This window comes from Arthrobacter sp. B1805 (genome assembly GCF_002929745.1).
GTDB lineage: Bacteria > Actinomycetota > Actinomycetes > Actinomycetales > Micrococcaceae > Arthrobacter_D.
The window spans coordinates 230,909-244,921 of record NZ_PJIQ01000006.1 but is presented as its reverse complement, the minus strand read 5'-3'; the positions used below and the strand labels follow the sequence as shown (position 1 = coordinate 244,921).

Below are 14,013 nucleotides of genomic sequence, written 5' to 3'. Positions count from 1 at the left end.
AACCAGCAAATTCAACCAATCAAAAAACAATCGGTATCAACAAACTTGGCACACTATTGAGTTCTCAAACAACAGGAGCTACCGGCACCAAACACAACCAAACCGTCATGTCATCGCTCCGAAGCAACTTTTCAAGCTTACCCGCACTATTTCCGTTTGTCCAAATCGGCCGGTTCCCACCTCCAGGCATTCGTTCCATTCCATGCGGATAGGAGGAGAGCCTGTGTTGTGTGGTTGTCGGCCGACTAGATAACTTCATCAGCGCGGGTACCTACAGTAGCACCGGCTCGGCCTGAATGTAAACAGCGGCGGACTCCCATTCCAGGGAGTCCGCCGCTGTTGCTGCTAAGGAAGCTCGGTCAGGACGCTGCGGGCTTCAGATACAGCACCCCGAGCGGCGGTACACGGACGTCGCCATAGGCGGGCTGCCCGTTGTGGGCACCCTCGCGCGCCGTCACGAGCCCGAGATTGCCGACCCCGGATCCACCGAACTCCTCGGAGTCGGTGTTGAGGACCTCGGTCCACTCGCCGGCCCAGGGCAGGCCGACCCGGAAGCCCTCGTGGGGTCCGCCGGCGAAATTGGCGATGCACACCAGTGGGTTGCCCTGGTGGTCCCAGCGGATGAACGACAGCGTGTTGTGCTCGCCGTCGTTCTCGTCGATCCACTGGAACCCGGCCGGCTCGTTGTCACGGGCATACAGCGCCGGTGTCTCCCTGTAGATCGTGTTGAGCGAGCGGACCAGTTTCTGGACGCCCTGATGGGAAGGCGTTTCCGTCAGCCACCAATCGAGGCTGTGGTGCTCGGCCCACTCGGCCTCCTGCGCGAACTCCGAACCCATGAAGATCAGCTGCTTGCCGGGGTGCGCCCACTGGAAGGCGAGGTACGCACGGACGTTCGCCAGTTGCTGCCAGCGGTCTCCCGGCATCTTGCGCAGCAGTGAACCCTTGCCGTGCACGACCTCGTCGTGGCTGATGGGAAGCATGAAGTTTTCCGTGTAGGCGTACACCATCGAGAAGGTCGCCTTCCCGTGATGGTGCACCCGATTGATCGGATCCTCGGAGATGTACTCCAGGGTGTCGTGCATCCAGCCCATGTTCCACTTGATGCCGAAGCCGAGTCCGCCCGCGCTCGTCGGGCGGGTGACGCCGTCGAACGCTGTCGATTCCTCGGCGACCATGACGATGCCCGGCGCACGCTTGTAGGCAGTCGCATTGACCTCCTGCAGGAAGGAGATCGCTTCGAGGTTCTCCTGGCCGCCGAACTTGTTCGGCCGCCACTGGCCCTCCTCCCGCGAGTAGTTCAGGTAGAGCATGGAAGCGACGGCGTCGACCCGCAGCCCGTCGATGTGGAACTCCTCGAGCCAGTACAGCGCGTTCGCGACGAGGAAGTTGCGGACCTCCCGGCGGCCGAAGTCGAAGATCAGGGTTCCCCAGTCGCGGTGCTCGCCGAGGAAGGGATCACCGTGCTCGTACAGGGTGCCGCCGTCGAACTTCGCCAGCGCCCAGGCGTCCTTCGGGAAGTGCGCGGGGACCCAGTCCATGATGACGCCGATTCCCGCCTGGTGGAGCCTGTCGACCAGGTACTTGAAGTCGTCCGGTGAACCGAAGCGGGAGGTGGGCGCGAAGTAGGACGTGACCTGGTAACCCCACGAGCCGCCGAACGGGTGCTCGGCGACCGGCATCAGCTCCACGTGCGTGAAGCCCTGCCACGAGACGTATTCGACCAGCTGCTGGGCGAGTTCCCGATAGCTGAGTCCCTGTCGCCAGGACCCCAAATGCACCTCGTAGACGCTCATCGGACCGTTGTGGGGGTCGTTGGCCGCGCGGGCCTGCATCCACTCGTCGTCCTCGAAGACGTAGGTCGATTCGACGACCTTCGAGCCGGTGAGCGGCGGGATCTCGGTGCCGCGCGCCATCGGGTCGGCCTTCTCGCGCCACTGTCCGTCGCTGCCAAGGATGTGGAACTTGTAGCAGGTTCCCGGGCCGGCGCCCGGGATGAAGATCTCCCAGATGCCCGAACTGCCGAGTGCCCGCATCGCGTTGACGCTTCCATCCCAGCCATTGAAGTCACCCATGACCTGGACGGACCGCGCATTGGGTGCCCACACAGCGAAGGAGACGCCTTCGATATCGCCCAGGACGGACGAGTAGTGGCGCACGTGGGCGCCGAGCGCCGTCCACAGTGTCTCGTGCCGCCCCTCGCCGATGAGGTGCATGTCGATCTCGCCGAGCGTCGGGAGGAACCGGTACGGGTCGTCGACGATCACCGGATCGCCGTCGTAGGTCACTTCCAGCCGGTAGTCGGGTACGTGGCCCGGGTTCTCGGCCGCGAGGGCGCCGACCCAGATACCGTTGTGTTCGTGCCGCAGTTCCGTGCGGCCGGTACCCGTGATGACGACGACGGAGCGGGCCAGTCGCCGCAGCGTCCGGACGGTCACGACGTCGCCGTCACCGAGGTGCGCGCCCAGCACGGCGTGGGGCTGATGGTAGATCCCCTCGGAGACCTGCTGGAGGACGGACTCCTCGACCGGAACCGGTGTGAGGGCCGGAGCCGCTGAACCGGCAACCGGCGCCGTGTCCGCTCCGGACTCGGCGTCCCCTGCTGTGTCCGTCAGGACGGCGGTCACGCCCTTGGCCTTCCCGGCCACGGCCTTGGCCGCGCCGGTGACGGCCCGGGCCGCCTTGCCCGCGAGTGTCTGTTCGTCCGCGCCCTGATCCGGGCCGGAATTCTTCGAAGGTTCCATGTCAGCTGCTTTCGTAGCGTCCGCTCCGGGCTGTACACCCAGTGCGCGTCGGACATCCCGGACAGGCATCTCGACCCAGTCCGGTCTGTTGCGTATCTCGTAGACGACTTCGTACAGGGCCTTGTCGAGCCACAGGGCGCGGAAGAGGGGGCCGGAGGTGTCGACCGGCGTACCGGACTCCTCCGCGTACCCGTCGAGGAACGCTGAACGCGCCGCGTCGGACCACTGCTCGGTGACGGCCGCCTCGGGCGAGCCTACGGGAGCTGCCCCGCGGGAGGCCGCAGCGTACTCGAGCGACCGGACCATGCCGACGACGTCGCGCACGGGGACATCCGGGACGCTCCGTTCGGCGGTGGGACGCAGGGGTTCACCCTCGAAGTCGATGACGAGCCAGGTGCCGTCGGGCGCCTGGAGTACCTGACCGAGGTGGAGGTCGGCATGAATCCGCTGCAGGGCGGGAATGTCCTCGAGTGTCTCGATGTCCCGGACGATCCGCTGCACCTCTGCATCCAGGGGTCCGACGGCGTCGCCCGCTTCCTCCCACGCCCAGCGGATGCGGTGGGCCAGCGCGTCCCTGAACTCCCGCTCTTCCGCCGCGGTGGCCTTGCGGCTGCCGAACGCGCCGTCGAGCTGGCGGTGGATCCTGGCCACTGCTCGCCCGAGGCCTCGGGCCTCCGCCGTGAAGTCCGTTCCGCTCACGGCGGCAGCCGACGCCGTGCGCCACGCGTCCGTACTCCCCTCGACGAAGTCGCGGAGCACGCTGACGTGCCCGGTCACGTGGTGGCCAGGCTCGCCCTGGGCCTCCTGCCAGGTGCCGGTGACCCACCCGAAGGTTGCCGGGGTGTCCGTCGAGCCACCGGCCGTGAGCCCGGCGCTGATCTGCACGTCCGGGCTCTCACCGGCCGCGAGGACCCTGAAGAACTTCACGATCATGGAACCCGGGCCGGTGCCGTAGACCACCGAGGTGTTGGACTGCTCGCCCTGCAGCACCTTGACGGGCTGGGCAGTGCCCGGCTCCTGGTGATCCGGCGCCGTGACGACCACGCCGGTCAACCGCCCGTCCGGAGTGGCTCCGCCCGTGAGGATGAAGTCCACCCAGAGCCGCACGAAGTCGGCGTCGTGCGTTGCGTCGTAGGCCCACCGTGTCCCGAGCTCGGGGTGCTCCACCTGCCCGATCAGGCCGGACGCGGCGTCGTCGAGCGGTTCGCTGCGGTAGCTGATCGGCACGCTGACGACGTCGGTCCGGCGTCCTGACTCGACCGCCAGGAAATGCACCTCGAAACCGGCGTTGCCCGAGGGGTCCTCCAGCACCGTGCCGCCGACGACCGTCAGGTCCACGGACCGACCCTTCGCGGGGAACCACCGCTGAGACGGAAGCCATTCGGTGAGGATCTCCGGGATGAACGGGATGTGGGTCACCATTATCTGACTGCCTCCGGTACGGAGATGACGGGCATCGCCGAGGTGTGGGGGGATGAGGTGTTCGAGCTCGCGGAGCGGACGCGCAACCAGAAGAAGTCGTGGCTGCCGAGTGTCAGGGTGACTCCGCCGTCCTCCTCGAAGGCAGGGAAGATCGACCCGCCGAAGAGGTCCCGCAGGCCACGGCCGGCGAACTCCGGGAGGCGCATCCTCGCGGCAACGGGATGCTGCGACAGGTTGAAGACGCAGAGCACCGACTCGGCGGCCTCGCCCTCGGCGTTGCTCTCGTCGACCTCCCGGAGGAAGGCGAGGACATGCTCGGACTCGACGGGGACGTTGCGGTACTCCCCCAGTCCGAACGCAGGATGCGCCTTGCGCACCGCGAGCATCTGTCGCACCCAGTGCAGCAGCGAGCTCGAGGTCGCCATCTGGGCTTCCACGTTCACGTGGTTGTAGTGATAGACCAGCGACTGCACGACCGGCAGGTACAGCTTGCCCGGGTCCACCGGCGAGAAGCCCGCATTGCGGTCCGGGTTCCACTGCATCGGGGTGCGCGACGCGTCGCGGTCCTCGAGCCAGATGTTGTCACCCATGCCGATCTCGTCGCCGTAGTACAGGAACGGGCTCCCCGGCAGGGACAGCAGCAGTGCGTGGATCAGCTCGATCTCCGCTCGTGAGTTGTCCAGCAGCGGTGAGAGCCGACGACGGATTCCGACGTTGGCCCGCATGCGGGGATCGGGCGCGTACCAGCCGAGCATCGCCTCGCGCTCCTCGTTGGTCACCATCTCGAGCGTGAGCTCGTCGTGGTTCCGGAGGAAGGTGCCCCACTGCGCACCGGCGGGTATGGCAGGGGTATCCTTCATCGTCTCGATGATGGGGGCGGCCTTCTGGTCCCGCAGCGCGTAGAAGAGGCGCGGCATGATCGGGAAGTGGAAGGCCATGTGGCATTCCGCGGCGTCTTCGTCGCCGAAGTACTCGACGACCTCGTCCGGCATCTGGTTCGCCTCGGCGATGATGACGCGACCCGGGTACTTCTCGTCCACCATGGCGCGGAGCCGCTTGAGAAACTCGTGCGTCTTGGGCAGGTTCTCGCAGTTGGTGCCCTCCTCCTCGAAGAGGTAGGGGATGGCATCCGCCCTGAAGCCGTCGATGCCCTGGTCCAGCCAGAACCTCACGACGTCGAAGATGGCTTCCTGCACCTTGGGGTTCTCGAAGTTGAGGTCCGGCTGGTGGCTGAAGAACCGGTGCCAGAAGAACTGGCGGCGCACCGGGTCGAACGTCCAGTTCGACTCCTCGGTGTCGACGAAGATGATGCGCGCGTCCTGGTACTTCTCGTCCGTGTCGCTCCAGACGTAGAAGTCGCCGTACGGGCCCTCGGGATCCCTGCGTGATTCCTGGAACCAGTGGTGCTGCTCCGAGGTGTGGTTCATGGGCAGGTCGATGATCACTCGGACGCCGCGCGCGTGCGCCTCGGCGACGAGACGCTTGAAATCGCTCAGTGATCCGAACTCGTCGAGGACGTCGTAGTAGTCCGAGATGTCGTAGCCGCCGTCGCGCAGCGGTGACTTGAAGAACGGCGGCAGCCAGAGGCAGTCGACGCCGAGCCACTGGAGGTAGTCCAGCTTCTCGATCAGGCCGCTGAGGTCGCCGGACCCGTCCCCGTTGGCATCGGCGAACCCGCGGACGAGGGCCTCGTAGAAGACCGCCTTGCGGTACCAGTGGGGGTCATGGGCCAGTCCAGGTGCGTTGAGCTGGAAGGGATTGGGCACTAGTGCTGCCTCCTGATTGAAAGGATGTGAGCCGGCTCGACGTGGGGGTCCAGCCGGACGTAATTGTGCTCGCCCCAGGTGAAGGTCTGTCCTGTGATGAGGTCGTCCACGAGGAAGGTGCCATTCGCGTCGTAGTCGGCAGCATCGAGGCCCAGCTGTGCAAGGTCGAGCGAGACCGTGCTCTCCCTCGTACTGTGCGGATCCACATTGACGACGACGATGAGAGTGTCCTTGCCCTCCGCCGTCTGCTTGTGCTTGGCGAAGACCACGGTGGCGGGGTCGGTGCTGCTGTGGATGCTGAGGTTCTCGAGGTCGCCGAGCGCGGGATGCGCCCTGCGGATCGCATTCAGCCTCGTAATGAAGGGGGACAGCGAGCGTCCCTCGGCCTCGGCTGCCGCATAGTCCCGGGGACGGTACTGGAACTTCTCGTTGTCGATGTATTCCTCCGCACCCGGCCGGGCGACGTGCTCGAACAACTCGTAGCCGGAGTACACGCCCCACAGTGGGCTCGCCATCGACGCCAGCACCGCTCGGATCTTGAACGCGGCCGGTCCGCCGTACTGGAGGTACTCGGTCAGGATGTCTGGCGTGTTCACGAAGAAGTTCGGCCGGAAGTAGGCCGGCGAGACCTTGCTGATCTCGGTGAAGTACTCCTCGAGCTCCGTCTTCGTGTTCCTCCAGGTGAAGTACGAGTACGACTGCTGGAATCCGGCACGGCCGAGCGCGTGCATCATCGGCGGACGCGTGAAGGCCTCCGCGAGGAAGATGACGTCCGGGTGTTTCCGGTTGACGCGGCCGATGAGCCATTCCCAGAACTGGACGGGCTTTGTGTGGGGATTGTCGACACGGAAGATCTTCACCCCGTGCTGCACCCACATCAGGACGATCCGGAGGACCTCCTTGGCAAGCCCCGACGGATCGTTGTCGAAGTTGATCGGGTAGATGTCCTGGTACTTCTTGGGCGGGTTCTCCGCGTAGGCGATGGAACCGTCGACGCGCGTCGTGAACCACTCGGGGTGGCTCGTGACCCAGGGGTGGTCCGGCGATGCCTGCAGCGCCAGGTCGAGGGCCACTTCCAGGTTCAGCTCGGAAGCGCGCGCGACGAAGGCGTCGAAGTCCTCGAAGGTACCGAGATCGGGGTGGATCGCGTCGTGTCCGCCGTCCTCCGAACCGATGGCCCAGGGCGACCCGGGATCACCGGGACCGGCGACCAGCGTGTTGTTGGGGCCCTTGCGGTGAGTGCGCCCGATCGGGTGGATGGGCGGCAGGTAGACGACGTCGAAGTTCATGGCCGCGATGGCGTCGAGCCGCTTGGTTGCTTCCCGGAAGGTGCCGGAGGTCCACTCCGCCGTCTCCGGGTCGTAGGTGGCGCCCTCGGACCGGGGGAAGAACTCGTACCAGGCGGCGCGGCCCGCCAGCTCACGCTCGACGTTGATGGGGTACGCCTGCGATGCAGTCACCAGTGTGCGGATGGGCTGGCGGGCGATCGCCTCGTGGATCTGTGGAGACAGTCCCGCAGCAAGCCGGGCGTCGACGCTCTGCGAGGAATCGGCAAGGGCGGCTGCGGTGCGACGGAAGAGCGCCGCGTCCCGCGCCGATCGTTCTTCGGCTGCACGGCTGAAGAGAGCCGCACCCTCCGCGAGCATGAGTTCGACGTCGACGCCGGCTGCGATCTTGATCGTCGCATCGTGTTCCCAGGTGCCGAAGACGTCCGACCAACCCTCGATCGTGAAGGTGTGCAGGCCCTTGGTGCGGGGAGTCAGGGTTCCGGCCCAGCGGTCGAGGCCGGAACCGACGGGTGTCATGCGGACGCGCTGCACTTCCTTGCCCTTGGGGTCGTACAGCACGGCTGACACGCCCAGCTGGTCATGACCCTCACGGAACACGGTCGCTCCGACGGCGATGTCGGAGCCGGGAATCCCCTTGGCCGGGAAGCGTCCGTCCTCTACTACGGGACTCACTGCCGTGATCGGGATGCGGCCGAAGCGAAGTCCTTCGGGATACTGGGCATTTCGGTTCTGCTCGGAAGTGGTCGTCACCCGTACGACGTTAGCGAGTAATGGGCCAGATTGCTAAGGGAGCTTTGCGTAACATCACGGTCTCATTCGGGCTGAGCAAGCGTTTACGCGGCGAGTCGTTCCCGCCGCAGGGCAAGTGCGCTAGCGTAACCGGGGTGAAGGCTATCCGGAGATTTACCGTCAAGACCGTCCTCCCCGAGAACATCGCTCCGCTCGGCAAACTCGCGGGCAACCTGCGCTGGTCGTGGCATCTTCCGACCTCGCGCCTCTTCGAGGAGATCGACCCCATCGCCTGGGAGGAGAGCGGGCATGACCCGGTTGCGTTCCTCGGATCCGTAACGCGGGAGAAGCTCCAGCAGCTCGCCTCCGACGAAAGGCTGGTGCAGCGCATCCAGGAGCTGGGCGCCGACCTCGATAGCTACCTGGCGGAACCACGCTGGTACCAGAGCCTCGGCGACGACGCCCCCCGCAGCATCGCCTACTTCTCCCCCGAGTACGGAATCAGCGCCGTCCTCCCCCAGTACTCCGGTGGCCTCGGCATCCTGGCCGGCGACCACCTGAAGTCCGCCTCCGACCTCGGCGTTCCGCTGGTGGGCGTCGGATTGCTCTACCAGGCCGGCTATTTCAAGCAGTCCCTCTCGCGCGACGCCTGGCAGCAGGAGACCTATCCCGTCCTCGATCCCGACGGTCTCCCCCTCACCCTGCTCCGCGAGGAGGACGGCTCCGCCGCGAAGGTCGTCCTGCCGCTGCCGAACGGCCGGCAGCTCTCCGCACACATCTGGCGTGCCGACGTCGGACGTGTCCCCCTCCTGCTCCTCGACTCCAACGTCGCCGAGAACGACGAAGCGGCCCGCAACGTCACCGACCGCCTGTACGGCGGCGGCGGGGACCAGCGCCTCCAGCAGGAGCTGCTCCTCGGCATGGGTGGGGTCAAGGCGCTCCGTATCTTCCAGCGCCTCACCGGCATGCCCGCACCCGAGGTGTTCCACACCAACGAGGGCCACGCCGGTTTCCTCGGCATCGAGCGCATCCGCGAACTGATGGACCCTTCGAACGAATCCCCCATGAGCTGGGAAGAGGCCCTGACGGCCGGGCGCGCATCGACCGTGTTCACGACGCACACGCCCGTGCCCGCCGGGATCGACCGCTTCGACCGCTCACAGATCGAGCACTTCTTCCACGCCGGGCTCGCACCCTCAGTACCCACGGATCGCGTTCTGGCGCTCGGTGCGGAGAACTACACGGACGGCGATCCGACGAAGTTCAACATGGCGGTCATGGGCCTGCGTCTCGCGCAGCGCGCCAACGGCGTGGCCAAGCTGCACGGCGAGGTGTCGCGGGGCATGTTCTCGGGGCTCTGGCCAGGATTCGACACGCGGGAGGTTCCCATCACGTCCGTCACCAACGGCGTGCATGTCCCGAGCTGGGTGGATCCGGAGATCGCGGATTTCGCACTGGCGAACTTCGGTGCCGGTTCCATCCTCGATCCTCAGTGGAGCAAGGTCTACGACGTGCCCGACACGGACATCTGGGCCCTCCGCCGGAGCCTGCGCTCGAACCTGGTCGACGACGTACGCCAGCGCCTGCGCGCTTCCTGGAAGAAGCGCGGAGCTGCCGATGCAGAACTGACCTGGACCGACTCCGTCCTGGACCCGGACGTCCTCACTATCGGCTTCGCCCGTCGGGTACCGACCTACAAGCGCCTCACGCTCATGCTTCGGAACCCGGCCCGCCTCAAGGCGTTGCTCCTGCACCCGGATCACCCCATCCAGCTCGTGATCGCGGGCAAGTCGCACCCCGCCGACGAGCAGGGCAAGCGCATGATCCAGGATCTCGTCCGGTTCACGGACGACCCCGAGGTCAGGCACCGCATCGTGTTCCTGCCCAACTACGACATCGCCATGGCTCGCACGCTTTTCCCGGGCTGCGACGTCTGGCTGAACAATCCGCTGCGGCCGCTCGAGGCCTGTGGCACCTCGGGCATGAAGGCTGCCATCAATGGCGGCCTCAACCTCTCCGTCCTCGACGGCTGGTGGGACGAGATGTACGACGGCGACAACGGTTGGGCGATCCCCACGGCCAATAACGGGGCGTCGGCCGACGAGCGGGACGACATCGAGGCTGCTGCCCTCTACGACCTCCTCGAGACCCAGGTCGGGCCGCGGTTCTATTCGTTGCTCCCCGCCGAGGGAGCGGGAGCCGCAGGCCCTTCGGAGCCTTCCCGCGACGGCGTCCCGCACCAGTGGATCGCGATGATCAAGCACACCATGGCAACGCTCGGTCCGGCTGTGTCGGCCGAGCGCATGCTGCAGGACTATGTCGAGAAGCTCTACCGTCCGGCCTGGCGCGCCGGCCAGGAGGCGGCCGCGGACCACTTCGCTCTCGCAAAGCGCACGGCTGCGTGGCGCTCACGCGTCCAGGGCAGCTGGCCCGCCGTGCAGGTGGAACATGTCGACTCGACGGGGGTCTCGGAGGATCCGCAGATCGGCGACTCGCTGACGGTCAGCGCTTATGTGTCGCTCGGTGGCCTGGACCCGGACGACGTCGCAGTGGAGGTGGCTTATGGCCGCGCCCTCGAGAACGACGAATTGAGCGACGTCGAGGTGGAGGACCTCGACGTGGCCGAGAACCTCGGCAGCGGACGCTACCTGTTCGCCGGCAGCATCCGGATCGACCACTCAGGTTCCTTCGGGTACACCGTGAGGGTCCTGCCGAAACATGCGACCCTCGCCACGAAGGCCGAGCTGGGACTCGTCGTCAACGCCTGACAGCCCTCCTGACGGTTGTAGCCCCACCGGGGGTGCGACGACGAAGCCCGGGACCTCGTGGTCCCGGGCTTCGTCGTTCCGGGAGCTATCCGGCATGTCCTGTCCGCCTCAGCAGCGGTAGACCCGCACGGAGTCGGCCGCCACCACATCGGCCTCGCCGGAGCGCAACCGGGGTGCGCTCGACAGAGGCCCGTTCGCAGCGGAATCGAAGGTCTGGCTGAACCAGCGCGGTTGCTCGCCCTGGACGCCCTGCCCCTGCAGGATCCACGCGGACGGCAGGTGCACCCGCTCGTCCCGCAGCGATCCGTTGATCACGACGAGCCCGTTGATCGTGCCACCGGTCGATCCGAGGAGCAGCTGAACCGTCCTGGTGTGCGGGTCGTCCCATTCGTGGGCCGTCATCGGCAACCCCGCTGCGTTGAACCAGAGGAGCGTCAACTGATCGGCGCGCGACGGAAAAGTGCCGGGCTGCCCGGCGAGGAACTCCCTGCGGATGGACAGCAGGGTACGCGTCGCCTCCAGCATGCGACGCGACGCCGCGTCGTCGGGCCAGTGCACCCAGGAGAGCTCGTTGTCCTGGCAATAGGCGTTGTTGTTGCCATGCTGGGTCCGCCCGAGCTCGTCACCGGCTGTGATCATGGGCGGCCCCAGCGAGATGAGCAGGGACGCCATGACGTTGCGGGCACTCCGCTCGCGGGCGGCAAGGGTCGACTCGTCCTCGGTGCGGCCCTCCGCTCCGTGGTTGTAGCTCCGGTTGTCGCCGTGCCCGTCGCGGTTGCCCTCACCATTGACCTCGTTGTGCTTCCGCTCGTACGCGGTGAGGTCGGCGAGCGTGAATCCGTCATGCGCTGTCACCAGGTTGACCGAGGCCAGGGCACTGCGACCCGACGCGGCGAACGTCGCGGCGGAACCGGCGAGGCAGCTCGCGAGTCTTGCAGGCGATGATCCCGTGCCACCGCGCGCGAGGGAGCCGATGTCGCCGAGCCAGAAGTCGCGGACCGTATCGCGGAAGCCGTCGTTCCAGTCGGCCCACCCGACCGGGAAGCGCCCTGTCTGCCAGCCGTCCGGGCCGATGTCCCACGGCTCGGCGATGAGCTTCGTTCCGCGCAGCGCCTTGGACGCACCCGCCGCGACGAGGAAGGGATGCCGGGGCGTGAAGGCGTTCCGCTCGTCCCTGGCCAGGGTCACCGCGAGGTCAAAACGGAACCCGTCTATGTGGCACTCCTCGACCCAGTACCGCAGGGAGTCGAGCGCGAACTCGACGACGCGCGGCTGCGAGAAGTCGAGGCTGTTCCCGCAGCCAGTCGTGTCGACGTAGCGCCCGGTGTCATCGTGCCGGTAGTAGTCCAGGTCGCCCAACCCGCGCCAGCAAAGGGCAGGCCTGTCCTGGCCACCTTCTGCCGTGTGGTTGTAGACCACGTCGAGGATGACCTCGATACCTGCCTCGTGCAGCGCGCGGACCATGCCCTTGAACTCGTCGAGGACGGCCGCGGGTCCGGCCGCGCGGGCGGCAGCTGTTGCGTAGTCGGTGTGCGCGGAAAAGAATCCGAGCGTGTTGTAGCCCCAGTAGTTGCTGAGCCCGAGGGGTTCCAGGTGCGGCTCGTCGATGTGGAAATGAATGGGCAGGAGCTCGACGGCGGTGATTCCCAGGTCCCGGAGGTACGCGACCATGGCCGGGTGGGCGAGCCCGGCGTACGTGCCGCGGAGCGGGCCCGGCACGTCGGGGTGGAGTTTCGTCAGTCCCTTGACGTGCGCTTCGTAGATGACGGTCTCCCGCCAGGGGGTGCGGGGACGCTCGCTCGTCCCCCAGTCGAACTCATGCTCGAGGAAGACGGAATAGTAGGCGATCCCGGACGACTCGTCGGTTCCGGACTGCGTCTCGACGGTCTCCACGGCGCGCGCGTAGGGATCGAGGAGCAGCTGGGCCGCGCCGACGTCGCCCGGGACCTCCCTGCCGGTCGGCCAGAAGGCGTAGAGCGCCCCCGCCGGAACAGGGCCGACGACGCCGTGGTGCACGCCGCCGTCGAGCCCGACCAGCGTCTCCGACGTCCACGACCCGTCCTCGCGTTGCCAGTGCACATCCATCGAGGTGATCGCGGGCGCCCAGACGGCGGCGTTCGCCTGCTCGTCCCGCCCCCAGGCGTTCCTGATGGCGTGAAGTCCGAGCGGGAACTCCCGGGAGACGAGGGACAGCGGCTGCGCGGACTGGGTCATGGTCCTGGTCAGACCGCGCGCTGACGCGAGACCTCGTAGAGCGTGATCCCCACCGCCATCGAGGCGTTCAGGGATTCCATCGCGGAATCGATGGGGATGGAAACGATCTGGTCGCAGTTCTCACGCACGAGCCGGGACAATCCCTTGCCCTCGGAGCCCACGACGATGCAGATCGGGTCGCGGCCGAGGGTCAGCTCGGGCAGCGAGACGTCGCCGTCCCCATCGAGCCCGAGGACGAAGATGCCCTTGTCCTTGAACGATTTCAGAGCCGAGTTGAGGTTTCCTACCCGCGCCACCGGGACGCGGACGGCTGCACCGGCACTGGTCTTCCATGCCGACGCCGTCACACCCACCGAGCGACGCTCGGGCACGATCACGCCGTGGCTGCTGAAGGCCGACGCGGATCGGATGATGGCGCCGAGGTTGCGGGGGTCGGTGATGCCGTCGAGGGCGACGAAGAGCGGCGCGTTACCGATGTGTCCGCGCCGGTACCGCTCGATGGTCTCGTCGACGAGGTCCAGCGCATCCGCGTATTCGTACGGGGGGATCTGGAGCATGAGCCCCTGATGCACGGCGCCGTCCGTCATGCGGTCGAGTTCCGGCTTTCCCGTCTCCATGACCGGGATACCGCGCTCGGCGGCCATCTTCAGCGATTCGCGCACGCGGTCATCCATCTCGATGCGGATCGCGACGTGGAGCGCCTTCGCGGGGATACCCGCCCGAAGGGCCTCCACGACGGAGTTGCGACCGGTGACGACTTCCTCCGCCGCCTTGCCCTTGGTGCGGCCGGTGCCGGCACCCTTGCCACCACCTGCTCGCTTCACAGCGGAACGCTCGGCCAGCTCCTTGTTCTTGTACGCCTTGTGGTACGGGCGGTCCTCCGCCTTGGGAGTGGGGCCCTTGCCCTCAAGCGACTGGCGTCCGTGTCCGCCGGTACCGATGGTGGGGCCCTTTTTCGTTTTGCGAACCGCGCCTGGACGTCCGTGACTGGCCATGGAAAAACACCTTTATATAGAAGAAGAATCCGTTCCAGTTTACGCGGAGCTGACCCCGTGCCCGGGCACCGGATCAGCAGTCGCTT

The 14,013-nt window shown here is 66.7% G+C and carries 7 protein-coding genes; 2 read left to right on the top strand and 5 right to left on the bottom strand.

Annotation, left to right across the window (positions count from 1 at the left end):
- On the top strand, positions 1-212 hold a 212-nt coding region (locus CXQ96_RS18615; RefSeq protein WP_219816118.1), incomplete at its 5' end, for a hypothetical protein.
- A gap of 147 nt (positions 213-359) precedes the next feature.
- Here the strand turns inward: CXQ96_RS18615 and glgB are convergent.
- Genes glgB through CXQ96_RS09260 form a run of 3 tightly spaced genes read right to left on the bottom strand, consistent with a single transcriptional unit; the run spans position 360 to position 7,971 of the window.
- Positions 360-4,163, bottom strand: a complete 3,804-nt coding sequence (gene glgB, locus CXQ96_RS09270) for a 1,4-alpha-glucan branching protein GlgB (RefSeq protein WP_258058992.1) — start codon at positions 4,161-4,163, stop codon at positions 360-362.
- Positions 4,164-4,165: 2 nt separating this feature from the next.
- Positions 4,166-5,932 (bottom strand): maltose alpha-D-glucosyltransferase, encoded by a 1,767-nt coding sequence (gene treS, locus CXQ96_RS09265; RefSeq protein WP_104117740.1) that lies wholly within the window; start codon positions 5,930-5,932, stop codon positions 4,166-4,168.
- Positions 5,932-7,971 (bottom strand): alpha-1,4-glucan--maltose-1-phosphate maltosyltransferase, encoded by a 2,040-nt coding sequence (locus tag CXQ96_RS09260; RefSeq protein WP_104117739.1) that lies wholly within the window; start codon positions 7,969-7,971, stop codon positions 5,932-5,934. The genes treS and CXQ96_RS09260 overlap by 1 nt, the downstream gene beginning before the upstream one ends.
- Before the next feature lie 134 nt (positions 7,972-8,105).
- Between CXQ96_RS09260 and glgP the strand changes: the two genes are divergently transcribed.
- On the top strand, positions 8,106-10,718 hold the full coding sequence (gene glgP, locus CXQ96_RS09255) for an alpha-glucan family phosphorylase (RefSeq protein ID WP_181036410.1): 2,613 nt from the start codon (positions 8,106-8,108) through the stop codon (positions 10,716-10,718).
- A gap of 108 nt (positions 10,719-10,826) precedes the next feature.
- Here the strand turns inward: glgP and glgX are convergent, their stop codons facing one another.
- A complete protein-coding gene (glgX, locus tag CXQ96_RS09250; RefSeq protein WP_104117737.1) occupies positions 10,827-12,932 on the bottom strand; it encodes a glycogen debranching protein GlgX in 2,106 nt (701 codons plus the stop codon).
- A gap of 8 nt (positions 12,933-12,940) precedes the next feature.
- The gene (gene rlmB, locus CXQ96_RS09245) at positions 12,941-13,927 is read right to left on the bottom strand and encodes a 23S rRNA (guanosine(2251)-2'-O)-methyltransferase RlmB (RefSeq protein ID WP_104117736.1); all 987 of its coding nucleotides are present in this window, start codon (positions 13,925-13,927) and stop codon (positions 12,941-12,943) included.
- Between the last annotated feature and the right edge of the window lie 86 nt (positions 13,928-14,013).